The organism is Streptacidiphilus carbonis (assembly GCF_000787775.1).
In the GTDB taxonomy this organism is placed as follows: Bacteria; Actinomycetota; Actinomycetes; order Streptomycetales; family Streptomycetaceae; genus Streptacidiphilus; species Streptacidiphilus carbonis.
Window position 1 is genome coordinate 7356 of sequence record NZ_BBPM01000058.1, and the last position, 24734, is coordinate 32089.

General features: G+C 71.5%; 25 protein-coding genes and 1 pseudogene. 17 read left to right on the top strand and 9 right to left on the bottom strand.

Annotated elements, in window-relative coordinates:
* Positions 1 to 139 precede the first annotated feature (139 nt).
* On the top strand, positions 140 to 832 hold the full coding sequence (locus TR46_RS30805; protein WP_042408091.1) for a hypothetical protein: 693 nt from the start codon (positions 140 to 142) through the stop codon (positions 830 to 832).
* 7 nt (positions 833 to 839) lie between these two features.
* A complete protein-coding gene (locus TR46_RS30810; protein WP_042408094.1) occupies positions 840 to 1415 on the top strand; it encodes a TetR/AcrR family transcriptional regulator in 576 nt (191 codons plus the stop codon).
* Here TR46_RS30810 and TR46_RS30815 read toward each other — a convergent pair.
* Positions 1408 to 2580: an ARPP-2 domain-containing protein gene (locus TR46_RS30815; protein ID WP_042408096.1), complete on the bottom strand. Its 1173-nt coding sequence runs from the start codon at positions 2578 to 2580 to the stop codon at positions 1408 to 1410. The genes TR46_RS30810 and TR46_RS30815 overlap by 8 nt on opposite strands.
* Positions 2577 to 4001, bottom strand: coding sequence for a hypothetical protein (locus tag TR46_RS30820; protein WP_042408097.1), 1425 nt, complete (start codon positions 3999 to 4001; stop codon positions 2577 to 2579). The genes TR46_RS30815 and TR46_RS30820 overlap by 4 nt, the downstream gene beginning before the upstream one ends.
* Positions 4002 to 4338: 337 nt before the next feature.
* Between TR46_RS30820 and TR46_RS30825 the strand changes: the two genes are divergently transcribed.
* Positions 4339 to 6036: a SpoIIE family protein phosphatase gene (locus TR46_RS30825; RefSeq protein WP_269084286.1), complete on the top strand. Its 1698-nt coding sequence runs from the start codon at positions 4339 to 4341 to the stop codon at positions 6034 to 6036.
* An 88-nt stretch (positions 6037 to 6124) separates the two neighbouring features.
* Here the strand turns inward: TR46_RS30825 and TR46_RS30830 are convergent, their stop codons facing one another.
* Positions 6125 to 6829, bottom strand: coding sequence for an NAD(P)-dependent oxidoreductase (locus TR46_RS30830; protein ID WP_042408099.1), 705 nt, complete (start codon positions 6827 to 6829; stop codon positions 6125 to 6127).
* A gap of 348 nt (positions 6830 to 7177) precedes the next feature.
* Between TR46_RS30830 and TR46_RS44695 the strand changes: the two are divergent.
* A pseudogene (locus TR46_RS44695) lies at positions 7178 to 8206 on the top strand (MMPL family transporter); the annotation flags it as partial.
* Between the two features lie 26 nt (positions 8207 to 8232).
* Positions 8233 to 9075 (top strand): MMPL family transporter, encoded by an 843-nt coding sequence (locus TR46_RS44700; RefSeq protein WP_236655593.1) that lies wholly within the window; start codon positions 8233 to 8235, stop codon positions 9073 to 9075.
* Here TR46_RS44700 and TR46_RS30840 read toward each other — a convergent pair.
* Positions 9023 to 9487 carry an OsmC family protein gene (locus TR46_RS30840; protein WP_042408101.1) on the bottom strand — a complete coding sequence of 155 codons (465 nt, stop codon included), beginning with the start codon at positions 9485 to 9487 and terminating at the stop codon, positions 9023 to 9025. The genes TR46_RS44700 and TR46_RS30840 overlap by 53 nt on opposite strands.
* Positions 9488 to 9971: 484 nt before the next feature.
* On the opposite strand from TR46_RS30840, the gene TR46_RS30845 reads away from it, so the two are divergent.
* The 3 genes from TR46_RS30845 (at position 9972) to TR46_RS43290 (ending at position 11641) form a co-directional block, all read left to right on the top strand.
* Positions 9972 to 10631 (top strand): RNA polymerase sigma factor sigma-70 region 4 domain-containing protein, encoded by a 660-nt coding sequence (locus TR46_RS30845; protein ID WP_042408104.1) that lies wholly within the window; start codon positions 9972 to 9974, stop codon positions 10629 to 10631.
* Positions 10628 to 11410 (top strand): hypothetical protein, encoded by a 783-nt coding sequence (locus TR46_RS41660; protein ID WP_052433236.1) that lies wholly within the window; start codon positions 10628 to 10630, stop codon positions 11408 to 11410. Before TR46_RS30845 ends, TR46_RS41660 begins: the two co-directional genes overlap by 4 nt.
* 66 nt (positions 11411 to 11476) lie before the next feature.
* Positions 11477 to 11641, top strand: coding sequence for a hypothetical protein (locus TR46_RS43290; RefSeq protein ID WP_169790678.1), 165 nt, complete (start codon positions 11477 to 11479; stop codon positions 11639 to 11641).
* A 74-nt stretch (positions 11642 to 11715) separates the two neighbouring features.
* On the opposite strand, the gene TR46_RS38440 is transcribed toward TR46_RS43290, so the two are convergent.
* Positions 11716 to 12492 (bottom strand): G1 family glutamic endopeptidase, encoded by a 777-nt coding sequence (locus TR46_RS38440; RefSeq protein WP_052433237.1) that lies wholly within the window; start codon positions 12490 to 12492, stop codon positions 11716 to 11718.
* A gap of 193 nt (positions 12493 to 12685) precedes the next feature.
* Here TR46_RS38440 and TR46_RS30860 point away from each other — a divergent pair, with 193 nt between their 5' ends.
* Positions 12686 to 13165, top strand: coding sequence for a carboxymuconolactone decarboxylase family protein (locus tag TR46_RS30860; RefSeq protein WP_042408107.1), 480 nt, complete (start codon positions 12686 to 12688; stop codon positions 13163 to 13165).
* A gap of 102 nt (positions 13166 to 13267) precedes the next feature.
* Here the strand turns inward: TR46_RS30860 and TR46_RS30865 are convergent, their stop codons facing one another.
* Entirely contained in the window at positions 13268 to 14203 is a 936-nt protein-coding gene (locus TR46_RS30865; protein ID WP_042408110.1) for an RNA polymerase sigma-70 factor, read from the bottom strand.
* 75 nt (positions 14204 to 14278) lie between these two features.
* Between TR46_RS30865 and TR46_RS30870 the strand changes: the two genes are divergently transcribed.
* The gene (locus tag TR46_RS30870; RefSeq protein WP_042408113.1) at positions 14279 to 14743 is read left to right on the top strand and encodes a hypothetical protein; all 465 of its coding nucleotides are present in this window, start codon (positions 14279 to 14281) and stop codon (positions 14741 to 14743) included.
* Entirely contained in the window at positions 14740 to 15630 is an 891-nt protein-coding gene (locus TR46_RS30875; protein WP_042408116.1) for an NAD(P)-dependent oxidoreductase, read from the top strand. Before TR46_RS30870 ends, TR46_RS30875 begins: the two co-directional genes overlap by 4 nt.
* Before the next feature lie 131 nt (positions 15631 to 15761).
* Here the strand turns inward: TR46_RS30875 and TR46_RS30880 are convergent, their stop codons facing one another.
* The gene (locus tag TR46_RS30880) at positions 15762 to 16352 is read right to left on the bottom strand and encodes a TIGR03086 family metal-binding protein (RefSeq protein ID WP_042408122.1); all 591 of its coding nucleotides are present in this window, start codon (positions 16350 to 16352) and stop codon (positions 15762 to 15764) included.
* Positions 16353 to 16481: 129 nt separating this feature from the next.
* Here TR46_RS30880 and TR46_RS30885 point away from each other — a divergent pair, with 129 nt between their 5' ends.
* The 3 genes from TR46_RS30885 (at position 16482) to TR46_RS30895 (ending at position 19959) form a co-directional block, all read left to right on the top strand.
* The gene (locus tag TR46_RS30885; RefSeq protein WP_042408125.1) at positions 16482 to 17384 is read left to right on the top strand and encodes a TIGR01777 family oxidoreductase; all 903 of its coding nucleotides are present in this window, start codon (positions 16482 to 16484) and stop codon (positions 17382 to 17384) included.
* 150 nt (positions 17385 to 17534) lie between these two features.
* Positions 17535 to 18374 carry an SMI1/KNR4 family protein gene (locus TR46_RS30890; RefSeq protein WP_042408210.1) on the top strand — a complete coding sequence of 280 codons (840 nt, stop codon included), beginning with the start codon at positions 17535 to 17537 and terminating at the stop codon, positions 18372 to 18374.
* 295 nt (positions 18375 to 18669) lie between these two features.
* Entirely contained in the window at positions 18670 to 19959 is a 1290-nt protein-coding gene (locus tag TR46_RS30895; RefSeq protein ID WP_052433238.1) for a glycosyltransferase 87 family protein, read from the top strand.
* On the opposite strand, the gene TR46_RS30900 is transcribed toward TR46_RS30895, so the two are convergent.
* Both TR46_RS30900 and TR46_RS38445 read right to left on the bottom strand, forming a co-directional pair.
* Entirely contained in the window at positions 19941 to 21347 is a 1407-nt protein-coding gene (locus tag TR46_RS30900; RefSeq protein ID WP_152626780.1) for an MptA/MptB family glycosyltransferase, read from the bottom strand. The genes TR46_RS30895 and TR46_RS30900 overlap by 19 nt on opposite strands.
* Positions 21348 to 22356: 1009 nt before the next feature.
* Entirely contained in the window at positions 22357 to 22746 is a 390-nt protein-coding gene (locus TR46_RS38445) for a hypothetical protein (protein WP_052433239.1), read from the bottom strand.
* A gap of 275 nt (positions 22747 to 23021) precedes the next feature.
* On the opposite strand from TR46_RS38445, the gene TR46_RS30910 reads away from it, so the two are divergent.
* From TR46_RS30910 to TR46_RS30920, 3 genes are all read left to right on the top strand, one after another.
* Positions 23022 to 23285 carry a helix-turn-helix transcriptional regulator gene (locus tag TR46_RS30910; protein WP_042408131.1) on the top strand — a complete coding sequence of 88 codons (264 nt, stop codon included), beginning with the start codon at positions 23022 to 23024 and terminating at the stop codon, positions 23283 to 23285.
* Positions 23272 to 23607, top strand: a complete 336-nt coding sequence (locus TR46_RS43800) for a hypothetical protein (RefSeq protein ID WP_063770711.1) — start codon at positions 23272 to 23274, stop codon at positions 23605 to 23607. The genes TR46_RS30910 and TR46_RS43800 overlap by 14 nt, the downstream gene beginning before the upstream one ends.
* 76 nt (positions 23608 to 23683) lie before the next feature.
* Positions 23684 to 24235, top strand: a complete 552-nt coding sequence (locus TR46_RS30920; protein ID WP_042408133.1) for a hypothetical protein — start codon at positions 23684 to 23686, stop codon at positions 24233 to 24235.
* Positions 24236 to 24734 lie beyond the last annotated feature (499 nt).

Consider the following 24734-nt stretch of genomic DNA (forward strand, 5'->3'; position numbering starts at 1 on the left):
CTCCCCACCCCTCCCGCCGCCGGGCCCGGGCCCGGCGGCGGGAGCTGCCTGTCCGGCTCCCGCGGCAAAGCCCTTGCGTCTCGTGGTTAATGCCACTAACTTATAGCTAGTGAGCTTAACCAACTCCAGGGAGCCAGCCATGACCACGATCGACGTCCCCGTACCCGCCGCCGGCACCGTGCCCGCCGTCCGACCGCACCGCCGGCCCTCCGCTCCCGCGGTCGTCGGCGTCGCCTATTCGCTCTCCTGGGTCGCCGCGCTGTCGGTGGGGCCCGGCAACGTCAGCGCGACGGCCGACGGGCACCAGGTCGTCGCCGCCTACGCCGGGCAGACGGCCGGCGCGACGGCGCAGTACCTGCTCTCCGAAGGGCTCCCGGCCGTGGGGTTGGCCGTGGTCGGGCTGGCGCTGGCCGGTGCGGCCCGCCGGGCCGGACTGCTCCGCGCCGCGCGCACCACCGCGCTCGCGGCCGTCGCGGCGGCGGCGATCTCGGCCGTGCAGTGCCTGCTGGGGGTGTTCCTGGTGCTCTCCGCGGTGCCAAGCGGCGCGACCGGGGAGGCACATCTGCTGTTCGAGCTCGTCAATAGGATGGACGGCGTGAAGATGCTCGTCCTCGCCGTGCTCGCCCTGGCCGGCGCCTCGCTGTCCCGGTCCGGCGTCGCCGCCCGCTGGCTGCGCCACCCCGGCTACGCACTGGCCGTGACCATCGCCGGGTCCGGCATCGGCTACCTGCTGCTGCTCGGCGGCTTCACCTCGCTCGCCTACCTCTCCCTGCCACTGCTGATGCTCTGGGTCACCGGCACCGGCATCAGCCTCTCCCGCAAGGCCCGGTGATCCGCAGGTGCCCCCACGCCCCGGTCTCAACCGCCTCCGCATCACCGCGGAGGCGGCCGCCGTCGCCGACGAGAACGGCCTGGAACGACTGACCCTGGCCGCCGTCGCCAAGCGCTGCGGTGTCTCACTTCCCGGCCTCTACAAGCATGTCGAGGGCCTGGACGCGGTCAAGCGCGACCTCGCCGTCCAGGCCGTCCGCGAGCTGACCGCCACGATGGCGATGGCCGCGGCGGGCCTGGCCGGCCGGGACGCCCTGCACGCCGTGGCCGATGCCTACCGCGCCTTCGCCGCCACCCGCCCCGGCCTGGCCGCCGCGGGGGTGGCCGCTCCGGCCCCCGACGACACCGAGCACGCCGAAGCGGGAGCCGCCGCAGTCACCGTCCTCGCCTCGGTCCTCAAGGGCTACGGCATCGAGGGCGCGGACGCCGTCGACGCCGTCCGCGCCCTGCGGGCCGCCCTGCACGGTTTCACCAGCCTGGAAGCCGCCGGCGGCTTCGGCCTGGCCCAGTCCGTCGACACCAGCTTCGCCCGCCTGGTCGACGGCCTGGACGCCGCCTTCCAGCGCTGGACGGCAGTCAGCTGACGCCTCGTCGGCCGGACCGTTCGCGGTAGCCGTCCAGGATGTCCTGGCGGAGTAGGAAGCCGAAGCCGGACGACTCCAGGCGGAGGCCCAACTGGGCTTCGGTGATGGCCAGTTCGGCTGCGGTGTCGGCAAGGTGCCAGTCGTGGGCGGCCAGTCGGTCGAGCAGGTGGCCACGGCGGACCTGGGCCTCGGAGAGACGGAAGGTCTTCAGGTAGACCACCCGCCCGGCCTGGTCCGTGATCGCCTCGCCGATGTGGCTCTCCTGCTTCGGCCGGAACGGCGGCAGGAAGCGGGAGAGGGTGAACCGGCCCATCCGGTGGATCCGCTGCCAGGTGCAGGCGGCGTCGAGCAGGCCGTCCGCCATGGTGGCGTCGTGGAAGCCGGTCCACTCCCGTTCCTCCCGCCCGGCCGCCGCGCGCAGGTCGGCGAGCGAGTGGACCTCGGAGTCGCTGATCCGGGCCCGGAAGTCCGGCAGCGGCATCATCAGGGTCGCGCCGTGGTGGACCAGCTCGCCGTAGAGGTCCTGGACCAGGCTCGGGTGCAGCGCCCGGTAGTCGGCCGGGTGCGGCACGGCGAAGGCCGCGGTGAGCGTGTCGGCGACGTACAGCAGCACCCCGCACTGGCTTGGATGGATCTCGAACACCCGGAGCGCGTCGGCGAGCCCCTGCACCGCCGCGCCGCAGAAGGCCTCCTCCACCCTCGGCGACAGGCCGCGGCGGACGGCCTGCTGCGACCACTGCTCCCAGACAACCGAGGGTCCGCCGAAGTGCAGTGCCAGATATCCCTCCAGCGCCAGGTGCAGTGGCAGGAAGCGGAGCCGGTTGCGCCCTTCTCGGCGGGCCATCCGGCGGTGGAAGTGCAGCGGCATGCCGTTGGGACGGTCGGTGGCCAGCTGCGTGCCGTAGGCGGCGACCGGGGATCCGTCACCGGTCCAGTCGGCGACGAAGCCGTGCGGGATGTAGGAGAGGTAGTGATCGCGCGGGCCGAGCTCGACGACACCGGGCACGTCGCCGTACACCTGCTGGTGCAGCCGCAGATCGGTGACCGGCTCGGCGCGCAGCAGCGGCACCAGCCGGACCCCGCCCCAGACCTGGGAGGGACCCGCGGTCAGCCCGGTCAGGTCCAGCCCCGTCGGTTCCTTCCCGATCGGGTCCGGTGCGCTCATGTCGGCCTCCCTGTGAACTGCGCCGTCCTTGCCTCAAGATGCCGCGTCAACTCGGGCAGGCCGGTCCGCCCATCGGCGAAGGCGGCGAGCTCGACCAGCGCGGGGAGGTCCTCGGCGTCCCGGACCCCGGCCGTCGGCACGGTCGGGGACAGCCGCCGGACGTCGAAGTCCTCCGCGTCGTAGACCGGATTGAGGTGCACGATGCTGGTGCGCCGGTCCGGGTCCAGCCGGGTCCGCCAGATCCGCAGCACCTCGGCGGCCAGGCCGGGTGGTGCGTTGTCCCAGCCGTCCGAGACGATCAGGATCCGGTCCGGCGCGATGTCCAGGGCGTCGATGATCCGGCGACCGAGTGGCGTCGCACCGAAGGGGCGGCTGAGCAGGGCGTCGTCGCTGCCGGAGGTCCACAGCGGGGTGTACTCGGCGGCGAGTGCCTGCAGCAGGTAGTGGCAGGCCAGCGCCACCGCCAGCGGTCGGCGGCGCTTCTGCCCCGACCCGGAGGCGGAGTAGCTGTCGTCCAGTACCGCGGCGACCCGCCCCCAGCTCCCCTGCTGCGCGCCGGCCGCCCGCCGGGCCGCGGTGCGCAGGGCCGAGGTCAGCTCGGCGCGCCGGGCCACCCGATCGGAGGGCGGCAGCGCCAGCACGTACGTGGCCAGTCGGGTGAGCGGCATCCGGCCGAGGGCGGCCCGGACCGAGTCGGCCCCCTCGCTCCGACCGGACTCCTGCAGCCGCAGCTGCTCCAGCCGGGTCAGCCGGGGCGCTATCCGCTCCAGGAAGTCGGCCCTGGCGACACCGCGCCGGGCCGCGAACCCCTCGGCCACGGTGTAGGGGAGTTCGTAGACGGCAGCCTGCTCGTAGTGCGCCCGGCGCCAGGTCTCCAGGATCGGGGTGGCGAACCGTGCCGGCAGCCGCCCGGAGAACAGGAAGGTTCCCAACTCATCGGCGGCAGGCTGAAGATGGGCGTGCCGCAGGGCGTCCTTGAGGCCGCCGCGGTACTTGACCGCGTCGAAGGCCAGGTCCGGCCGCGCCGCGATCCAGTCCCGGATCACCGCCCGGGTCCTTCGGTTGTTGACCCCGGCCTTCCGCAGTGCCCGGAACAGCCGGTAGACCCGCTGCGGCGGCAGCACCGCCAGCCGGCGGGCGATGAGCTGCCCCTCGCTGCGGCGCTGCCCGGCGGTGGCGTCGCCCCCGCTCGCCAGCAGCCCGTGGATGATCAGGGCAGCGTTGTGGTCGTTGATGTCGAGCGCCAGTGCTGCCGCGTAGAGGTCGCGGTAGTTGCCGAGCATGTAGGCGTGCAGGAAGTCCAGCGACAGCTGCTGCTCCCGCGCGCCGGTGTGGAACTCGCGCTGGCCGGTGGCGGTGATCGCGGCATTGACAAAAAGCAGCACGTCCTCGGCCGCGACGAGCTCGCGCAGCGTCTCCACCTGGGCCCCCCAGTCCTTCGCCGCCCGGATCCCGGGTCCGTGCGGACGCCGGCCGGGGAATGGGGGCGCGAGCTGCGAATCATTGCTTCAGAGGCAGGTTCCGGAAGTCGCGCCGGAGTCCCGCGGCCGGCCAGCCGACCGTAGCAGAGCCGGACGGCCCGCTTCCCGGGCTTTTCCGGTGGTCCACGGCCCTGACGGGCGGTGGACCGACGGGTGGTCGGTTAACGTGAGCCGGGACCGGATGGCGAGGGGATCCCGCAATGCTCGGCCGAGAGAGCTGTCGAAGGAACCGTGCCGGCTGTGCCCGCGGGACGCGTGACGGCGGTCGGGGACGGCTGTGCTGAACGACGCCTCCTCGCCGCTGGCGCAGGAGATCCTGCGGCAGATGCTGGACGGCACCACGGCCGGGGTCGCGGTGCTGGACCGCGAGCTGCGCTACTCCTACGTCAACCCGACCCTGGCCCGGATGAACGGCGTGCCGCCGGAGGACCATATGGGCCGCACCATCGGCGAGGTGCTGCCCGGGATCGACGCCAGGGAGGACGTGCTGTGGCAGGTGCTGCGCGACGGCGTGCCCCGGGAGGTGACGTCCAGCGGGCACACCCGGGCCGGGTCCGACCGCGAGCGGCGGTACTGGCACGGCGCCTACCACCGGATCGAGGACGACGGGCAGGTGCTGGGCATCATCGGCATCGTGCTGGAGGTCACCGACGCGCGGGAGCAGCAGCGCGACCTGGAGCAGGCCAGGGCCCGGCTGGCGATGCTGGACCGGGCCGCGACCGTGATCGGCACCACCCTGGACATGGACACCACCTGCGAGGAGCTGGCCACCTTCCTGGTGCCCGCGCTGGCCGACATCGCCACGGTGGAGGTGATCCCGGTGGACGGTGTCAGCGGGCTGCGGCCGCCGCCGGCCGGGGTGCTCCGGCTGCGCCGGGCCGCGATGGCGGCGCTGCCGCGGCTGCGTGAGCGCTCGCGGATGTTCGAGGCGCCGGGCGAGTACGTGGACTACCAGCCCGGATCGGCGATCCCGCGCTGCCTGGAGAGCGGCCGGCCGATCGTCGAGAACCTGCCGGACGACGAGGCGCTGAGCCGCTCCGCCCCCGACCCGCAGCGGGTGGCCCGCTACCGGGAGGCGGGGATCCACTCGGCGATGGTGATCCCGCTGTCGGCCCGCGGGGCGCCGGTGGGCACGTTGACCATGGTCCGCTCGGGCGGCTCGCCCGCCTTCACCGAGCAGGACATCGTCACCGCCCAGGACCTGGCCGGACGCGCCGCGATCAGCCTGGACAACGCCCGCCGCTACACCCGCGAGCACCACATCGCGCTGCAGCTGCAGCGCGCCCTGCTGTCCGGCCCCAGCCATCCGCACGCGGGGCTGGAGATCGCCACCCGCTATCTGCCCTCCGGTACCAGCGCCCTGGTCGGCGGCGACTGGTTCGACAGCGTCCGGCTGTCCCCGGAGCGGACCCTGCTGGTGATCGGCGATGTGATGGGCCACGGCGTCGCCGCCGCGGTGGACATGAGCCACTACAGCGCGATGCTGCGGGTGGTCGCCGACGAGGGGCTGCCGCCGCACGAGATCCTGGAGCGGATGGACGCGCTGATGGCGCGGGTGGCGGCCGAGCGGCCGGCCACCTGCCTGCTGGCCCTGGTCGACGCCCGCCACGGCGTCTGCACCTATGCCAGCGCGGGCCATCTGCCGCCGGCGGTGGTGGACCGCCGCAACCGGCTGCAGCTGCTGGACGTGCCGACCGGGCCGCCGCTGGGCACCGGTCAGGGCGGCTACGCCTCCTACAGCCGGCCGTGCGTCGGCGGGGACACCCTGCTGCTCTACACCGACGGCCTGGTGGAGCGCCGCGGCGAGGACATCGACCGTTCGCTGCAACGGCTGACGGAGCTTCAGCTCCCGGCCGACCCGCCGCTGGAACGGCTGCTGGACGACCTGCTGGAGCGGCTGATGGGCTGCGGCACCGACGCCGAGGACGACGTGGCGGTGCTCGCGGCCCGCTGCCTGCCCCGGGACGCCCGCTGAGGCAGGCCGCCTGACGCGGCGTCCGGCCATGCGGCGTGCAGTGACGCGGCGTCCGGTCATGCGGCGTCCGGTGGTGCGGCGTCCGGTGTCAGCGGTCCTTGCCGCCCATCGCCTCCTTGCGCAGGATGTCGATGAAGCCCGGCGTCCCCTCCACGGTGCGCACCTCCACCACCGCGCGCGGGTCCAGGCCGTCGACCACCTGACGCAGCAGCGCATCGGCGAGGTCGCTGCGCGAGGTGAACCGTCCGGGCAGCCGCGGCCCCGCGGCCATCCGGTACGCGCTGACGGCAGGGGCGTCGAAGAGCCCGGCCGGGCGCACGATCGTCCACTCGCAGTCGCTGTCGCGGACGATCTCCTCCGAGCGGCGCATGTCCTCGTAGACGGTGCGCCCCACGTAGCGGACGATGAACGGCTCCAGCACCTTGCGGAAGAACAGGCCCTCGCCGGGCGACTCCTCGTCGGAGAGCGAGGTCGAGGTCACACAGGCCAGTCGGGCCACCCCGTGCCCGGCCATGGCCCGGGTGATGTGGGTGAGGCCGGCCGAGTACACGGTGACCGGCTTGCGGCCGAAGGGGACGCCGAGCACCGAGACCACCGCGTCCTGCTCCGCCACCGCCTCCTTCACCGCGACCGGGTCGTGCACATCCGCGCCGACCACCCGCAGCAGCGGGCCACCGGGCGGGAAGGCCTCGGGCCGGCGGGTCACCGCGGTCACCGCATGCCCCTCGGTGGTCGCCTGCCGGACCAGCTGACGTCCGGTCGGACCGTTGGCGCCGAAAACCACGATCTTCATCTGCGTACCCCTCTCGGGAGTGAGCCCGGCTGAACCGGCTGAACCCTGACGGAGTCCCCGTCACCGCTCTGTCGCCCCCAGGCCGCCGGATGTGACGGCCGCGGCGGCGAAGAGACCCGGGTCACACCCGCGGCCCACGCTCCTCCCCGGCACTACCGCAGCCGTGGTACCGCGTGCTACCGCGCCCGCAGTAGCCTCGGCGGCCCGTCGGCGGAGGACGACAGCGACCACGCCGGACTGTGATCGTGGCGATGCGGCCGCCGCCAACCGTGGTGCTCAACCCGTCGGCGGAGGCCGTGCTCTGATCCAACGTCAGGTCTCTTGTGCCGACCGTGAACGGGGTCCTCCATGTCCGCTCTCGCGCGCTGGTGCCACCGGCACCGCGTCGCCGTCCTGCTGCTCTGGCTGGCTGCCCTGGTCGCCCTGACGGGGGCGTCGCAGCTGGCCGGCAGTGCCTACAACAACGACTACAGCCTGCCGGGCACCCAGTCCGCGCAGGCCACCGCCCTGCTCCAGCAGAACTTCCCGACCCGGGCCGGGGACACCGACACCGTGGTCTGGCACGTCAGCGGCACCCCGGCCACGGTCCGCGACCCGGCCGTGGTCGCCCGGATGGGCGCCGTGCTGGACCGGATCTCCCGGATGCCGTCGGTCACCGGCGTCGCCGGCCCCTACGGCGCCCAGGGCGCCGCGCAGATCAGCCAGGACGCGCAGACCGCCTACGCCCGGGTCAGCTTCGACCGCCAGGCGGCGCAGCTCCCCAAGTCCGACGTGCTGGCGGTGATCCGTGCCGCCCAGTCGGCGCGGCAGCCCGGGCTGCAGGTGGACCTGGGCGGCGGGGCCGTGGAGGAGGCCCAGCAGAACCCGCTCTCCAACGCCGCCCTGGTAGGGGTGGTCGCCGCGGCGGTGGTGCTGTTCCTGGCCTTCGGCTCGCTGCTGACCATGGTGCTGCCGATCGTGCTGGGCGTGGCCGCGGTGGGTGCGGCGCTGGCCACCGTGACGCTGCTCAGCCATGCCGTCTCGATCGGCGACTTCGGGCCGACCCTGGGCGCGCTCATCGGGCTGGGCGTGGGCATCGACTACGCGCTGTTCGTGGTCACCCGGCACCGCAGCGGGCTGCGGGCCGGGATGGGGACCGAGGCCCTGGTCACCGCGATGAACAGCTCGGGCCGGGCGGTGCTGTTCGCCGGGGCGACCGTGACCGTGGCGCTGCTCGGCATGTTCTCGCTGGGCCAGACCTTCCTGGACGGGCTGGCGGTGGCGGCCGCCGTCACGGTGCTGTTCACCGTGGTCGCCGCGGTCACCCTGCTGCCCGCGCTGCTCAGCCTGCTGGGCCGGCGGGTGCTGGGACGCCGCGAGCGCCGGGCCGGCTCCACCCCGGAGACCAACCCCGGCTGGGCCCGCTGGGCCGCCGTGGTGGAGCGGCGCCCGCGCGCGCTGGCGCTGGTCGCGGTGGTGGTGATGGCCGCGCTGGCGGTCCCGCTCGGCGCGATCCGGATGGGCATCACCGACCAGGGCAACGACCCGGCGAGCAGCACCACGCGGCAGGCCTACGACCTGCTGTCGCGGGGTTTCGGCCCGGGGTTCGACGGGCCGGTGCAGCTGGTGGTCGACGCCCGCCGTCCGGACGGCCGCGCCGCGCTGGACACCGCGCTGGACACCGTGGCCGGGGCGGCCAGGGCCACCCCCGGCGTCGCCTCGGCCACCGCGCTGCCGCTGCGCCCCGGTTCGGCCGTCGGTGTGGTGCAGGTAATCCCCACCACCGCGCCGCAGTCCGCGCAGACCTCGGACCTGCTGCACCGGCTGCGCACCGTGACCGAGCCGCAGGTCGAGCGGTCCACCGGGACCGACGTCCACCTCGGCGGCTACGGGACAACCGACGTGCCGTCAACACCGGCCAGCGGGCCGCCGGACGCGTCGTCAGCGCCGCGGCGGCCATCATGATCTGCGTCTTCGCCTCGTTCCTGCTCAGCGGTCAGCGCGCCGTCGCCGAGTTCGGTCTGGGCCTGGCCGCGGCGGTGGCCCTGGACGCCTTCGTGCTGCGCACGGTGCTGGTCCCGGCGGCCATGCACCTGATCGGGCCGGCCAACTGGTGGCTGCCGCGCGGCCTGGACCGGCTGCTGCCCAGGCCGGCCCTGGAGGCACCCGGCGCCACGCGGCCGGCAGCCGGGCCCGAGACCGAGTCTCCGGATGTCACAGCTGAACCGGTTCGCAGCGGACCGGGAAGTTCACCGAATTCGCGATGAAGCACAGCCCGTGGGCCCGCTCGTGCAGCTCCGCTGCGCGGGCGGCCTGCTCGGGTGCGGCGAACCCGACCTCCGGACGCAGCACCACCTCGGTGAACCGGCCGCCCCCGTCCGTGCCCTCGGTCATCGTGCCCTGCGGACGGTCGGTGTAGTCGGTGACCACCACGCCCTCGGCCGAGCACAGGTGCAGAAACCACAGCATGTGGCACTGGGACAGCGAGGCGACCAGCAGCTCCTCCGGGTTCCAGCGCTCCGGATCACCCCGGAAGGAGGGGTCCGAGCTGCCGGGGACGGACGGCTTGCCGTCCGCGTCCACCCGGTGCGAGCGCCCGTAGTCGCGGTAACCGCTGGTGCCGGTACCGGTGTTGCCGGTCCAGGTGACAGTCACTTCATAGCGGTGGGCGCGGGGCATCACACGGTTCCTCGGCTGTCGTCATCGGCTGTCGTCATCGGCTGTCGCGGCCACCATACGCAAGGGCGGCCCCTGGACGAGGCCCGCCAGGGGCCGCCGCCGGTCCCCGGACCGGGCCGAGGAGACGCACCAGCAGGCAAACCGTGATGTACATCACATACATGTTCGACGCCGGCCGTCCCGCCCTCCGCTACCCCGCGCCGGGGTGCTGGGTATGACGTGCACAGATGTGTTCATCAGTCGGACGCGGTCATCACTGATGGTACCGGAGTGTGTTCGAGCGGTAGAAAATCATCAGTACGGTCGTGCGTGATTCGGGCGTCCGTCGCGGTTGGCTTGGTGCCGAGACCGCCGTTCGGACCCCGAGCGGGTGGCGAAGTCCCCAACTCCTCACTGAGACGAGTGCGATGAACCAGCGTCAGTTCCGTTCACTGCGCCCTCCCGCGCCCCGCACCGCCGCGTCCCCCAGCGGAAGGGCACGCGGATGACCGACAACTCCTTCCCCTTCGACGGTATGGGTCTGGACCCCGAGGACCAGAAGTGGCTGCGCGGCTGGTTCTCCTGTCCCGAGGGCCAGTTGACACTGACCTTGGAGTGCGAGGCGTACATCGTCGAGCACTACGCGAACTTCACCGCCTTCGCCCACCAGGTCCTGGGCGACTTCGAGCGCGCCCGTCAGGTGGCGATATCCGTTCTGACGGAGATCGCCGTGGACTGGGACGCCTTCACCCTCAGTCCGGACCTCGCCGCGGGAGGCCTGGAGCGCCTCGTCGAGGAAGTCGTGGTCGAAGCCCACGGCATGGGTCGGGCCCAGGTCCTGGACGACCTGGCCACGGAAGCCCGCACCCTGTTGCACGACCTGCGCCTCGCCCTGGACGAGCCGGACGCGGACACCGAGGTCGGCCTGTACCGGACGCTGCGGCTGCTCCCACCGCGCCAGTTCGCCATTCTGATGCTGAAGGCCCATGGCTGCTCCTCCGCGTTCATCGCCTGGTTCCTGCAGACCCATCCCAGCACCATCGACCGCAACTTCAACCGCGCCAAGGCCTATGTGGGCGGCGAGATGCAGTTGCGACGCCTGTTGAGGGACGCGCCTTCCGCCACCCCCGCCCGGACCCGACGCCACTCCGGAGCCACGCCGTGACCCAGCACTCCGCCAAAGACCAGGCCGCCGAGCGCCTTCGTGCCTTCGCCGGACACACCCGAACCGTCCATCAGTGCGCCGAGGCGGAGGTCCCCGAGGCCCTGCGCACCATCTCCAAGCACGTCCGCCGACTTCGCAGCCGCCGCGACGAGCACGGCCGTCATCGCAGTGCCACCCGGGCCCATCTGGACGAGGCGGCACACAACACCCTGTCGACCCCCGGAGCTCTCAGCATCCTCATCCGCTTCGCGGACGAGCAGGAGCTACCGGGCCGCCGCCCCCGCCGCGCCACCGTCGGCGACTGCGGGCCCGGCTCCAGCTCCGGCCCCGATCTCGACCTCCAGATCGAGGGGGCGCTGCTGTTCGGCTGCTTGCTCCACCTGTCGTCGCACCCCATCAGCGCGGTCTTCTGGTGGAAGGTCGCCGCAGGCGCGGGCGATCGCACCGCGGCCACCTGCCTCTACCTGCAGCATGTCCTGCGCGGCGACAACCGGGAGGCGTTCCTGTGGCTCAACCAGGCCATCGCCCTGGAACACGCAGCCAACCCCCGTACCCCGCCGCCCACTCTCCCCGGGATGGACCACTGGCCCCAGATCCTGCCCCGGCTGCTGCCGCCCCACCGTTCCGGGCCGACCGCCCCCATTCCCTGCCGGGACCTCGCCTCCGCACTGGACCGTCTCGTCGTCCGCTCCGACCCCGAGGACCTCGGGGTCGACCTCGACGGCATAGCCGCCCGGCCCGACCCCAGCTTCACCCGCAGCCTCGAAGCCCTGACCTGACCTGATCCGCACTGACCCGGCCTGACCTGACCTGACCTGACCGACCCGAGACCCTAGGACAGCACCGTGCTCGACACCGCGACCACCGCCCACAGCCTGGGCGTCCTCGCCCTCACCTACAGCGCGACCGTCACCGCCATCGCACTCACCGCCGTCACCTCCCGCACTCCCCAACGTCGCCGCGACGCCCAGCGAGTGCTCCGGCTCCTCCTTCTGCGCCGCACTCCCTGAACCCTTCGGCCCCTGGTCCGCCCGGACGGGCGACAGGCGGACCAGGTTGCCGGACGACCGAGGCGGTGCCCCGGTCAGCCGGTGCTGAGCCAAGTAGCGGTGAAGCCGCGGCCGCTGATCAGGGACGAGATGGAATCCTCCTGGACGCCCTTCATGTCTTGCAGGTTGCCGGTCCACAGGTCGAAGTTGCCGAGGTTCTGGCCGTTGGCGGTGGCCCCGCCGAAGCTCACCGAACCGAAGTCGGTGACATTGCCCGACGAACCGGCCGCGCCGGTGTCGGAGTTGGCCTCGACGATGACGTTCGCGGAGGTGGGCGTGCCGCCGCTGGAGGCCTGGGTCTCGGTCTCGGTCCTGGTCCACCCCTGGGTGACGTTCGCCAGCGTCAGGGTGAACACATTGTTCCCCTTGTAGGTGACCGAGGCGTGCATGTGGTCGCCGGGCTGCGTCTTCACCGTCATCGGCACACCGGCCGCCGGGTACATCTCCCACCAGGAGTAGTAGTCCGGGGTGGTGCCGTTGCAGTTCGCGGCGGTCCCGGTCTGCGCGATGGTGCCGCTGCCGCTGAGCCCCACCCAGAAGCCGGTCTGCTGGTTGCCGCCGGCACAGATCGCCGTCGGCTGGATCCAGTTCGCGGTGACGGCGGTGAAGCTTCCGTTGATCGCCGAGTACCCGGACCCGAAGTTGTACCCGGTCCCCTTGGTGATCGTGGCGGCACTCGCACTGTGCACCGCCAACCCGGCGCCGATCAGCGCGGTGACCGTCCCCAGGCCGACCGCCGCAAGACGGCGCGGCCGCCGCAGCGCCCGATGCCGGGGACCGGTGGTGGAGTTGGAACTCGGACTGCGGCTCATAGGGGGCCTCCCGTGCCTGCGGAACGACTGATTCACCTCTCAGTGGCCCCGCAGCCGCAAAAGGTTGCCCGAGTCGGGGGACGGCCCGACCTCCACCCCGCCGGGAGACGCAGGTCACATCCGGGCGTCTCACGGGTCACCGGGCTGTCTCGTCTCAAGGGGTGTAGCGGCACCCAACGCCAAGGAGCGCACCATGGATACACGGCTGAACCTCCTCGCCAGCCCCGTCGCGGGCCGGGCCCTGAAGCACTACAGCCAGGCGGGGCCACTGCTCATCGCGGAGTCGACGGTGCCGTCCGCGACCCAGAACCTGGTCATGCTCCGGGCGAGCCAGATCAACGGGGACGGCTACGCCACCGACGTCCACGGCAAGAACGCCGCGCAGGCCGGGGAGAGCGCCACCCGGCTCAACCTGGTCGCGGTCTGGCGGGAGGCCACGGTGTTCACCGCCGCCGAGCGGGCCGCGCTGGAACTGACCGAGCAGGGCACCCGTATCGCCGATGCGGCCGGCGGGGTCACCGACGAGGCCTGGGAGAACGCAGCCGAGCACTTCGACCAGGACCAACTCGCCGACCTGGTGTGCCTGATCGCGCTCATCAACGCCACCAACCGCTTCGCCGTCATCAACCGCCAGCGCGGCGGTGCGTACCAGCCCGCCGCTCAGTCGCGCTGACCTCCGGGAGGATCGGACGGAGCGAGCGAACCGGGCGGACCGGCCACCTGCCGTGAGTGACCCACGGCAGCGTGTCCCGTCCGCCCGCCGTCGCGGCCGCGTTCAGTCCGTGGGCAGCCGGGCCGCGTCCGCCTCACGGGCGATCTCCCAGGCGTCCGCCACCGGGCCCAGGTGCCCGAGCTTGTCGGGGTTGAGCACCGAGCGGATCGCCTGGACCCTTCCGTCGAGGATTTCGAGCGTCCAGACGCTGACGACCTTGCCGTCCCGGTCCTTGAACACCGCGCCCGGCTGGCCGTTCACCTCCTGCAGTCCCACGGCCACGCCGATCCGGCCCAGCGGGGCATAGGCCGCCGCGAGGAACCGGGCCACGCTCTCGGAGCCGACGAAGGGGCGGGCGAACTGCGGCGCCTTGCCGCCACCGTCGCCGACCATCTGCACATCGGCGGCAAGCAGGTCCCGCAGCCCCTCGACGTCGCCGTCCTTGAAGGCGTCGAAGAACCGTTCGGCCAGCAGTTCGCGCTGCTTGCGGCCGGCCTCGAACCGGGGCCGGCCCGCTTCCATGTGGCGGCGGGCCTGCATCGCCAGTTGGCGGCAGGCCGCCTCCGAGCGCTCAACGGCCGAGGCGACCTCCCGGAAGCCGAACCCGAACACCTCGCGCAGGACGAACACCGCACGTTCGAGCGGGCTGAGGCGTTCGAGCAGCAGCAGCGACGCCATCGACACCGACTCGGCCAACTCCGCCGACCGCTCGGGGTCCTGGTAGGGGTCGGACAGCAGCGGCTCGGGGAACCACGGCCCGACGTACTCCTCCCGCCGGACCCGGGCCGAGCGCAGCACGTCGATCGAGATCCGGGAAACCGTGGCCGACAGGAACGCCTTGGCCGACCTGGGCTCGGTCGACGAGCCCTGATACCGCAGCCATGTCTCCTGCACCGCGTCCTCGGCCTCGCTCACACTGCCGAGCATCCGGTAGGCGATGGAGAACAACAACGGCCGCAGCTCCTGGAACTCCCCCGCCCGCTCCTCGGTCCGCGTCACACCAAGCCCCCTCGGCAATCCGCCCGGCCACTTGTCGATCACGAACCATCCTGCCATTCGAGAACGCGCTCCCGAATGAAATTCCGACGCTTCGACCGCGAGCACGCGGCCAACGAGAGCGCGCTCGCCGAGAAGTTCCGCTCGGCCATGCCCAAGGACGACCCGCTGACGGCATCGAAGCCGTCCGCCGGGGTTCCCGGTCAGGCGGCCGAATCGGGCAGCTCCCGGATCGCCAATGCCCTGGAATCGGGCCCCAACCCGGGCGAGGCCACCGTCTACCGCACCGCGGAGGACGGCACCGCGATGTCCCGCCATCTGGAGTACGCGCTCTGCGACGAAGTGTCGTACCGTCGGCTGTCCGCGTCCTGGCGCGGCTCCTTCACCAGCGGAAACGCCGAGGAGGCGGCCCAACTGGGACCGAGCCGGCGGAGGAGACCCGGCGGATCGCCGCCCCGGCCCCGGACGGAAGCGCCTGACGGCACGTCGACAGTGGAGCCGCCGAATCAACAGGCCACCGGGATGAGAAGGTTGAAGCCATGACCGAGAAGCTGAGCACAGCCGTCCTGGGCACCGGCATCATGGGTGCCGCGATGGCCCGCAACCTGGCCCGCGCCGGGCACACCGTCAGAGCCTGGAACCGTACGCGCACCAAGTCCGAGCCGCTGGCCGCCGACGGCGTGTTCGTCGCGGACACCCCGGCCGAGGCCGTGCGGGGCGCCGACGTCGTACTGACCATGCTCTACGACGGCGAGACCGTACTGCAGGTCATGGGCGAGGCCGCCCCCGCGCTCCGTCCCGGCACCCCCTGGGTGCAGTCGACCACCGCCGGGATCGCGGGCGTCGGCGAGCTGGCCGGCTTCGCCGCCGAGCACGGCCTGGTCTTCTTCGACGCCCCGGTGCTCGGCACCCGCCAGCCCGCCGAGGCCGGCCAACTGCTGGTGCTCGCCGCAGGGCCGTCCGCGGCCCGGGAGGCGGTGGCGCCGGTGCTGGACGCGGTCGGCGCCCGTACCGTGTGGACCGGCGAGGACGGGGCGGAATCGAGTGCGACCCGGCTGAAGCTGGTCGCCAACAGCTGGGTGCTCGCCGCGACCAACGCCGCCGGCGAGGCCCTGGCACTGGCTCAGGCCCTCGGCGTGGACCCGCAGGGCTTCTTCGACGCGATCGCCGGCGGCCCGCTGGACATGGGCTACCTGCACGCCAAGAGCGGCATGATCCTCAACGACCGGCTGTCCCCGGCGCAGTTCGCGGTGGCCACCGCGGCCAAGGACGCCCTGCTGATCGTCGAGGCGGGCCGGGCCCACGGCGTCCGTCTGGACCTGGCCGAGGCCGGCGCGGCCCGCTTCACCCGCGCCGCCGCCCAGGGCCACGCCGACGAGGACATGGCCGCCGCCTACTTCGCCAGCTTCGACGAGCACCCGCCCGCCTGACACCTCGACGGAGCTCCCCACAGAACCAGGCAGCGGCAGCGGGATACCGGGCAGACCGGGCACCGGGTCGACCACGAGCCGGTGCCCGGTGCCCGGTGCCCAATTGACTCGGGGTCAGAACTGGTGCGTGGTCACGCGGGCCAGCCGGGCGAGCGTCCCAGAACGGAGAGAATCCGCTCCAGCGGCCGGTTGCCGAGCGCAGGCAACCCCGGCTGGAAGGACGCACCCGGCTCCCGCCGGCTCCGGCCGTCCGGCACCGCCTCCGCGATCGGGAGGGCAGCGAGGAGCACCTCGTCGTCGAACGGGGCGGGCACGCCGAGAGAGGCGGCCACGTCCCAGCCGTGCACCACGTAGTCGACGAAGTGGAAGCCGATGGCGGTGCGGGCCGGGAAGCTCATGCCACCGCGCACCTCCGGCAGCCAGAACTCCCCCGCCAGCAGGCCCTCCCGGGCGAACGCCGCGCTCACCCGCGCCGAGGAGGCGCGGAAGGCCGGTGCGGGATCGTCGCCGAAGTCGCGGTCGGCCCAGACGGTGCGATCGCTCGACTCCCCGTCAGCGGCTGCCGCGAAGCCGTAGTTCTGGCCGATCATGTGGGCCAGCAGCTGCCGGAGCGACCAGTCGGCGCACGGGGTCGGCCGACTCAGGTGCACCGGCTTGACCTGATCGACGATCTCCTCGGTGACTGCCAGCGCGCGGTGGTCCAGGGGACGTATGTCAGTCATGGGGCCACTCTTCCACCGGTGCAGTGGGGCCGGCCGAGATTTTTCCATCATGTCCAAATTTGAACTATCTGCTACTGTGGTGATTATTCAAATTTGCACTACTGCCGAGGGTTCAGGAAGGGACCACAGATGCGAGTCGCCATCACCGGATCCAGCGGGCTCATCGGATCGGCCCTCACCCGCTCGCTGCTCGCCGACGGCCACCAGGTCGTCCGACTGACGCGCGGAGCCGACACCGGCGCCCCGGAGGACGGCAGCGAGCAGGCAACCTGGGACCCGACCCGCGGCAGGGTCCAGCCGGGCGCCCTGGAGGGGGCCGACGCCGTGGTGCACCTGGCCGGGGCCGGCGTCGGCGACAAGCGCTGGACCAAGGCCTACAAGCAGCAGATCCGCGACAGCCGCACCCTCGGCACCCGCACCATCGCCGAGGCGTGCGCCGCACTGGCCACGCCCCCGCGCGTACTGATCTCCGCCTCGGCGACCGGCTACTACGGCAACACCGGCGACCGCGAGGTCACCGAGGACACCCCGCCCGCCGACGACTTCCTGGCCCGCGTCTGCGTCGACTGGGAGGCCGCAGCAGCCCCGGCAGCCCAGGCCGGCATCCGAGTGGTCCACCCCCGCACCGGACTCGTGCTCGCGGCCGAGGGCGGCGCCTGGGGACGCCTCTTCCCCCTGTTCCGCCTCGGCCTCGGCGGCAGGCTGGGCTCAGGCGATCAGTACTGGCCCTTCATCGCCCTGGCCGACCACATCAACGCCCTCCGCTTCGCCGTCGACACCGACACCCTCTCCGGCCCGGTGAACTTCACCGCCCCCGAACCACTGACCAACCGCCACATCACCCAAGCCATGGGCCGCGCCATGCACCGCCCCACCCTCACCCCGGTCCCCGCCTTCGCCCTCGCAATCGCCCTGGGCGAATTCGCCTCCAGCATCACCGACAGTTGCCGCGCCCTCCCCACCCGCCTCCAGGCAGCAGGCTTCACCTACACCACCCCCACCATCGACGAGGCCCTGCGAGCCGTCCTGTAGCTCTCGGCTCTTAGCTCTTGAGTCACCGGGATGTCCGGCTCACGACCCCCGGTCGGACCACCAGGACCGAGAACGACGTCGAGATGGGGGGTTGTCATGAGCCACTCGCCCCTGGTCGGCCGCCAGCCCGACGTTCACTACACTCCGCCCATGACCACGATCGACGACCTGATCCGACTGGTTCCACCGCCGGCTGAGCCGGTCGGCGCCATCGGCGACTGGCAGCGGGTCGAGGCCGACCTCGGGCTACGACTGCCCGCCGACTTCAAGGCCCTCATCGAACGTTACGGCCTGGGCCAGTTCGTCGACTTCATCACGCCGCTGACACCGTTCGGGCCTCGCGATCTGCTGGTCCAGTCCGCACATCGGCTGCTGGACAGCGAGCGTTCGTTCCGCAGGACGCATCCTGACAAGTGCCCCTACCCGTTCTACCCGGAGCCCGGCGGGCTGCTCGAGTGGGCTGCCACGGACAACGGGGACCGGCTCTGCTGGCTGACCGGTGGAGAGCCCGACAGCTGGACGACCGTCGTCTGGAATCCGCGCGGCTGGTACTACGAAGCCCACGACCTGAGTGCGGTCGAGTTCCTGCTCGCCTGGTTGAACGGGCAGGTCACGACATCGGTTTTCCCTGACGCTGAAGCGCCGACCCCCTGGTTCGAACCCCTTATCGAGCGCGACCAGGTCTACATCAAGCTGTCCGAAGGCAAGCGCCCCTACCCGGAGCGCCTGCGGATTCTGCGCGACGCACTCGCACCGACCGCCGATCGTGGCGGGTACGACGACGGCGAGGGCGATCGACAGGACCACTTCTCCGCTACCGAACTCGGCTGGAATCTCACCTACGAGACTGCCTACGGACACCAGATCCGCGTCGCCTTCCCCCCTCACGACGCCGACCGGGCCCGCACAATCCTGTTCGCAGCCGTGCGCCGCATGGGCTGCAAAGTCCTGACCACGACGACGCACCTCGGGCAACCCACCTGGACGTAGCCCGCCTAGCAGCCGCTTCACCGTGCGCGACCACCCGTATCATTCAGCAGTCGTCACGGCAGCCTCTTTCTGGTTGTCGCCCATCGGCATCAGGATCCGAGCGGCCCGAGGGCAGGCCTGAAAACACCACACACACAAGGGCGTTGACCGCAATCATGGCTCAGCCTGACACGAGGTGACGCCCGCAGCAGTTCGCCCAGTACTGACCGGCCCCGGGGGCGGCGTCTCGCGCGGCGCAGCCGGCCGGTCGGGGGCCTCGTGGAGGGTGCGGGAGGCGTTCGAGGAGAATCCCAGGGTGACACTTCTTCGGCGCGCCTCCTTCCGTCTCGACCGGCGGGACCGGCTTCTGGTCCTGCTCGTGCTCGGGGTCCTCGTGGTGAGCCTGGCGCGCTTCCCGCACGGCAGGCCCAACCTGTCGGGGTACTCCATCGACCTGGACGTCTACCGGTTGGGGGCGCGGGCGTGGCTGTCTGGCCGCGATCTGTACGGGACGCTGCCGGCCACCCAGGACGGCCTGCACCTCGGCTTCACCTATCCGCCGATCGCCGCTGTCGTCCTGGCACCACTGGCGCTGATCCCCGCGTCGGCGGCCGCGATCCTGGTGACCGCGGCGACCCTGGGCCTGCTGGCCGCCACCACCGCCCTGATGCTCGAACGCGCGGGCGTACTGCCGCGTCCGGCCGCGGTACGCCTGGCGGTCGCGCTGCTGCCGGCGGCCGTCGTCTTCGAGCCGATCCGCACGACGCTGGGGTACGGGCAGGTCAACGTGGCGCTGATGGCCATGGTGGCGTTCGACTGCCTGTCGCCGCGGGCGGCCTGGCCCCGCGGTGCCCTGGTCGGCCTCGCCGCGGCGATCAAGCTCACCCCGGCGGTCTTCGTGCTCTACTTCCTGGCGCACCGCCAGTGGCGTGCGGCTGCCACCGCCGCCGGAACCTTCCTGGCCGTGGGCGCGCTGGGGGCGCTGACGGCTCCGCACGACTCGGTCCGTTACTGGACCGCCGCCGTCTTCGACACCAGCCGGGTGGGCTCGATCGACCTGGTCGCCAACCAGTCGCTCAACGGTGTCCTCGCCCGGGCCCAGCTCTCCGGTTCCACGCTGCACGTGGCGTGGCTGAGCGCCGCAGCAGCCGTCTGCGGCCTGGCGCTGGTCGCGGTCGCCCGCGCGGCCCGCGCCCGTCGGCCCGTGCAGGCGCTCGCGCTCACCGCGTGCGCGGCGCTGCTGATCTCCCCGATCTCCTGGTCGCACCACTGGGTGTGGGCGGCGCCGGTCCTCCTCACCGCCGCGGTCGCCACCCGGCACAGCGGCAGTCGGCGCCTCCGGGCTCTGACCTACGGCGGCGTGGTGCTGTTCGTCGTCGCCCCGCAGCGCTGGCTGCCGGGCGGAGGCGGCGGTGAGCCCCACTGGAACTGGTGGGAGCAGATCCTCGGCAACGCATACGTGTGGGCGGCCATCGCCACCCTGCTGGCCGCAGCCACAGCCACAGCGGGAACCGAACGCGAACCCGGTACCGGCTCAGACCTGAACCGGCGCGAGCCGCCCAGGTCCCGCCGGCCGCGGCTCGCCCGTCACCAGGTCCAGCCGTGACCGCCGGTGTTGTGGGCCAGCGCCAGCACCGCGGTGGCCACCGCCAGCCACCGCGTCATCGGGCTGCGCGGCAGCAGCGCGGCCAACGGCCAGGCCAGCGCCGTGTACCACGGCATGCACCACGGGGCCACCAGGATCCAGGCGAAGACCAGCGTGAACGGGAACGCCAGCAGCGCCGGGGCGGCAAGCGGTACCCGACGCTGGATCACGAAGGCGACCAGGAGCAGCAGAAGGGGCCAGGCCATGCCGATGTCGGAAGCGGCTGCCGACGTCCCGAACGTCCACTGGCCCAACCACTGCAGCGCCTCCCAGATCGAGGGCACCGAGACCAGGCTCGAAGCGGAGGACAGTGGCGCAAGCGCGTGCAGGCCGTAGCCGGCGTAGAGGACTGATACCGTGACCACGCCGGCAGCGGACAGGCGCAGGGCGCGGCCCCAGCAGCGGACGCGGAGCAGCGGCCACACCAGTCCGAGCCCCAGCAGAGCGGCGCTGACCTTGACGCCGCAGGCCAGACCGAGGAACGCCCCGGCGACCAGGTCGTGGCGTGCCAGCATGCCGCGTCTCACGTACATCACGGCGAGGATGCCCAGGGCCGAGGTGTAGGTGTCCAGGTGACCGCCGCCCACGAGTTGGCCGATCAGCAGCGGGTTGGCCGCCCAGAGCAGGGCGGCACGGGACTTGTCCTCGGCCACGCGCACCAGCAGCAGGCCGACGGCGAGGAACACGACTGCGTTGGCCATCATCAGGACCCATATGGTCAGCCAGGGACGGCTCCCGCCGACCATGGCGGCTCCCTGCTGGATCCAGGTGGCGAGCGGACCGTACACCGTGGGCGTGTGCATCCAACTGGCGCTGACCAAGTGCGCGTAGGCCCCGCCGAGCCAGTCGGGAGCGGCGGTGTAGGGATCCGCGCCCAGGGCTGCGAGGCGGCCGTACGCGGCGTAGCTGGCGACGTCCCCTGAGCCGACCGGCGACAGGCAGGAGAAGACCGCCACCGCCACCGCCCCGGCAGCGAGCAGCCGACGGTGCCGGGGGCGCCAGCCCGCGGTGTGCGCCGCGAGCATCCCGAGCAGGCCGACCAACTGCAGCCCGATCGCGGAGGCCGTGACGTACGTGGCGGCCGCCCCGGGCATGGCCGGGAGCAGGGACAGCGGCAGCCGCGTGTCGAGGGTGTGCTCATTGGGTGACGCCACGCCGACGAGCATCAGCAGTCCCGTACCCAGCACCGCGACCGCCACCGCGATCCGTGGCTGAGCCAGCGTCAGGACCGCGCGCCGCACCGGGGCGGAGCCGGACGGGAGCCGCATCGACAACGCGGGTGCACGCGTACGCGGCACCCTGGGGCGGGCCGTCTTGTCGTCGCGGGGATCCAGGACCGCATTGGTCATGAGGCGCTCTGGCGGAAGGTGCCACGACGCGCGGCGGGTGGTCGGTCCGGAACGGGCGCATGGATCACGTGCGGAGCCTATAGAGCTTCCCCTACCAGGGGACCCCTGGCAGGTAAGAAGAGTCCTGCTACTGAGTGGCCGCCCGGTGCCGCCGCGGCCTCAGCGACCGGCCCGGAGGAGGGCGGGCTCGGTGCGGGCCCCGTCGGCGCAGGTTGCGGAGCGGACCGGGACCGGCGTCGCCCGGAGAGCTGAGCTGGAACTTCATCGCGTATTCGCCGTGGCCAACCGCAAAACGCCGGATCGGCCCGGACACCGCCGGACAGCGCCCCATCGATCGGCAGGCGTCCGGCGGCGCCCACAGCGGATTCGACAGGCGCCTGACCTGCCAGAACGGCGGGATCCAAGCGGGATGGGAGAGGTGCCCCCGGCAGGACTCGAACCTGCGGCCAAGTGCTTAGAAGGCATGCAGGGCCCAAGCGATGTGCTGACCTGCATGTTCGCTGGTCGCCCCGGAGCGTCCCTCAGCAAGTTATTTGGTGTACCAATCCGGGCCCAGATACGACTGTAGCCGAGTCCCGGGGTGGGGGGTCTCGGCTACATCGGCTCTGCCTGAACGGTGTCAGGACTCGTGCAGTGATCTCTTCCAGTCGCCGCTCGCGAACCGGTCCGTGAGGAGAGCGGCCAGGGCCCCGGTCACTGCGTCGATGCCCTGGGCCATGTCGCAAGCGATGCGGACTCCGCGGGCGTCCTCACGTAGGAGTGCGGGCACTCCATCATCGAGAGGCGTGCATTCCACCCGAACTTCATCATCCACCAAACCCCCAGTCCCACGGCTGAATTCCGTCGGGGCGGAACCCTGTGACGCGTTCGATCATCGCGAGGTCCGATCAGGTTACCTCTGCATCCAGATTTGCGCACGAGGTTCCGGCGATGTCCTGTGGGGATCGCGGTTCGTGGCGATTCTGTAAACGAGATCGGCACACTGACGTTCGATCAGGCCACAGGTGCGCTACCCTTCGCTCTCCTGTGCGGCAAGCCAGGCGCGGGCTTTGGGCACGTCTGCATCGTCGGCACCGGGTTCGTGGGCCATGCGGACGGTGGTGTTCCGGTCGTGTGCATCTGGGGCAAGGTCGCTAACGCCGTAGCCGATGTACTGGGCATGCGCAGCAGCCGCAACTTCTTCCCTGTCAAGCTCCATACCCACCGCCAACGCCGAGATCAATTGAGGAGTGATTTTGAAAGTTTGCTCTTTGATAATTTTTCCGATAAGCGAACTGCTCGGCGAGTATCCGGTGGCTGGGTCCACCGCAAGCTCAGCGAAGGCCCGCACCGTATGACGGCCCCCCGGGCCGGCGTGGGCCTTCACGAGCTTCGTGAGTGCCCTGCTGTCCTGCGCCACGCGTGTCACCTTCCGCCACTCTTGTCCACCAACAACCGATACGGGTCATGTCAAACGTCCCGCTCACGGTAGCCCCTGTGGTCCCGCTGCCGACATCATTGTCCACTTCTGGAGACAAGGATGCGCCTGTGGATCGAGCCACACTCAAAAATCACACGCGGGAGATTGTCTCCGAACGTGGACAGGCTCCGAACGTTGTGCTTAGCTAGTGCCTGTCCACCAACGTGGACAGCAAGACGGAGGTACATGTGCCACCCGTAGACCAACGGCGTCTCATGGACCCTGACCTGCTCCGACTGCTGATGAAGCGGGCCCCCCGGGGGCCGCTCACCCTCAGGGACCTGGCCCGCGAAACGGGCATCTCCAGGAGCAGGCTCAGCTACCTCATGAACGGCGAGAAGCCCATCACCACAGCCGACAAGGCTTTGCGCATCGCCGATGCGGTGGGCACTCACGCCGGCGCCTTTTTTTCAGCCCGATTGTCCATGTCCATGGACGTAGACAATCCAGCCACGGAGGACAGCAATGGACCCGAGTGAACGCTCCATGCGGATGCGAATGGCCTCGCACATCAGCTGGGCCAAGACGTCCGACCGCAGTGCCCGCACGGCCGCAGCCCGCAAGGTCAGCCACTTTGAGCGCTTCGAGAAGCAGGTCGACCCGGACGGCACCCTGCCGCCCGAGGAGCGCCGCCAGCGCGCCGAAGCCGCCCGCAAGGCGTTCTACGCCGAACTCGCGCTCAAGTCGCTCCAGGCCCGCCGCATCCGCAGCGCGGAAGCGAAGAAGGCCAAGAGCCAGAAGGTCGCCAGCGAGGTCGCGGCCTACGAAGCCCGCAAGAAGAACGGCCCGTCGGCCGCCTGAGACGACAAAGGCCGGCCGCCCGCAGGCAACCGGCCACGGCCCACCAGGAACTCACCACAAGTCAGGAGCAGGCCGCATGACCAGCATGACAGATCGGGACTACCTCGCCGATATGGCGGAGGCCATCGAGGCGGCGGTGCCGGACGGGGACTATGTGGCCCCGATCGTGGCTGCCGAGTTGGTGGAGCAGCTGCGCGAGAAGGACCCGGAACTGCTCGCCGGGTGGCTGGACTTGCGAGCGGCGGTGTTCCTCGCCGATGTGATCGCCCGCCGGTCCAACGGTCGTCGCCAGGCCGCTCGGGCGCATGCCCCGCGGAAGGCGTTCGGGGAGGCGGCTCGGTCGTTCGGCGGCAGCGGTGATCCGGTGACGCTGGCGGCGTTCACGACGGAGTACGTGGTGAACGGCGAGAACCTGCGGCGTCGGGTGGCGGACATGACTGGTGCTGATCACCAGTTCGTGGCCGGGGCCTACGCGGAGCAGAAGGCGACTGCGGCGCTGCTGGAGAAGTTCCACCTGGCGGTGGCGAAGAAGGTCGGCGTTCGGCGGACGGCCGAGGTGATGGGCGAGGAGCAGTACGCGCGCCTGTACCAGTCGATCACCCGTCAGTCCCTGCCTGCTGCTGCCTGACCTGTGCCCATGGCCGACACACCGCGCCTCGCATCGCTCGACTCGTCATCTCTGCCCTCGGCGCGCCAGCTCCGATCGACGACCCACGCCGCGCGACTTTCCCTTTCCTCGCTGGCCTCGCCTAACGACTACGTAACTCGGCCCACCCCGTCTCTGATCGACATGCCTGTTCCTCCCCGCCCAGTCCTGCCCACGCGACTCCTCGTCTCAGTCCACCGCATGCCCAGCCTTACCGACGGCCCATGCCAAATCTGCTCGCGCCTAGCCGACATGCCAGGCCTGCCCTCTCCCTCCCTGACCGACTTCCCGACCCACCACGCCGTGACTCGTCCCTAGCCCGTCCGACATCCCACCTCCCCGCTCTTCCAACCGCTCCGCCCGACTCCCCAGTTCAATTCGCCACGGCCCGCCCCTGCCCCCGTCGACTACCCAGCTCCACTCGTGACACCTCCTCCCCCGCCCCATCCGACTACCCCTTCCGACGCGTTGCCCCTCGCCC

Bases quoted from the DNA above. Each gene is read 5' to 3' on its own strand.
- TR46_RS38440 (WP_052433237.1), bottom strand. From the start codon at position 12,492: ATGAGCCGCAGTCCGAGTTCCAACTCCACCACCGGTCCCCGGCATCGG.
- TR46_RS30910 (WP_042408131.1), top strand. From the start codon at position 23,022: ATGGACCCTGACCTGCTCCGACTGCTGATGAAGCGGGCCCCCCGGGGG.
- TR46_RS30885 (WP_042408125.1), top strand. From the start codon at position 16,482: ATGCGAGTCGCCATCACCGGATCCAGCGGGCTCATCGGATCGGCCCTC.
- TR46_RS30890 (WP_042408210.1), top strand. From the start codon at position 17,535: ATGACCACGATCGACGACCTGATCCGACTGGTTCCACCGCCGGCTGAG.
- TR46_RS30830 (WP_042408099.1), bottom strand. From the start codon at position 6,829: ATGAAGATCGTGGTTTTCGGCGCCAACGGTCCGACCGGACGTCAGCTG.
- TR46_RS30805 (WP_042408091.1), top strand. From the start codon at position 140: ATGACCACGATCGACGTCCCCGTACCCGCCGCCGGCACCGTGCCCGCC.
- TR46_RS30845 (WP_042408104.1), top strand. From the start codon at position 9,972: ATGACCGACAACTCCTTCCCCTTCGACGGTATGGGTCTGGACCCCGAG.
- TR46_RS30870 (WP_042408113.1), top strand. From the start codon at position 14,279: ATGAAATTCCGACGCTTCGACCGCGAGCACGCGGCCAACGAGAGCGCG.
- TR46_RS30920 (WP_042408133.1), top strand. From the start codon at position 23,684: ATGACCAGCATGACAGATCGGGACTACCTCGCCGATATGGCGGAGGCC.
- TR46_RS30815 (WP_042408096.1), bottom strand. From the start codon at position 2,580: ATGAGCGCACCGGACCCGATCGGGAAGGAACCGACGGGGCTGGACCTG.
- TR46_RS43800 (WP_063770711.1), top strand. From the start codon at position 23,272: ATGGACCCGAGTGAACGCTCCATGCGGATGCGAATGGCCTCGCACATC.
- TR46_RS30900 (WP_152626780.1), bottom strand. From the start codon at position 21,347: ATGACCAATGCGGTCCTGGATCCCCGCGACGACAAGACGGCCCGCCCC.
- TR46_RS30860 (WP_042408107.1), top strand. From the start codon at position 12,686: ATGGATACACGGCTGAACCTCCTCGCCAGCCCCGTCGCGGGCCGGGCC.
- TR46_RS30875 (WP_042408116.1), top strand. From the start codon at position 14,740: ATGACCGAGAAGCTGAGCACAGCCGTCCTGGGCACCGGCATCATGGGT.
- TR46_RS30840 (WP_042408101.1), bottom strand. From the start codon at position 9,487: ATGCCCCGCGCCCACCGCTATGAAGTGACTGTCACCTGGACCGGCAAC.
- TR46_RS30880 (WP_042408122.1), bottom strand. From the start codon at position 16,352: ATGACTGACATACGTCCCCTGGACCACCGCGCGCTGGCAGTCACCGAG.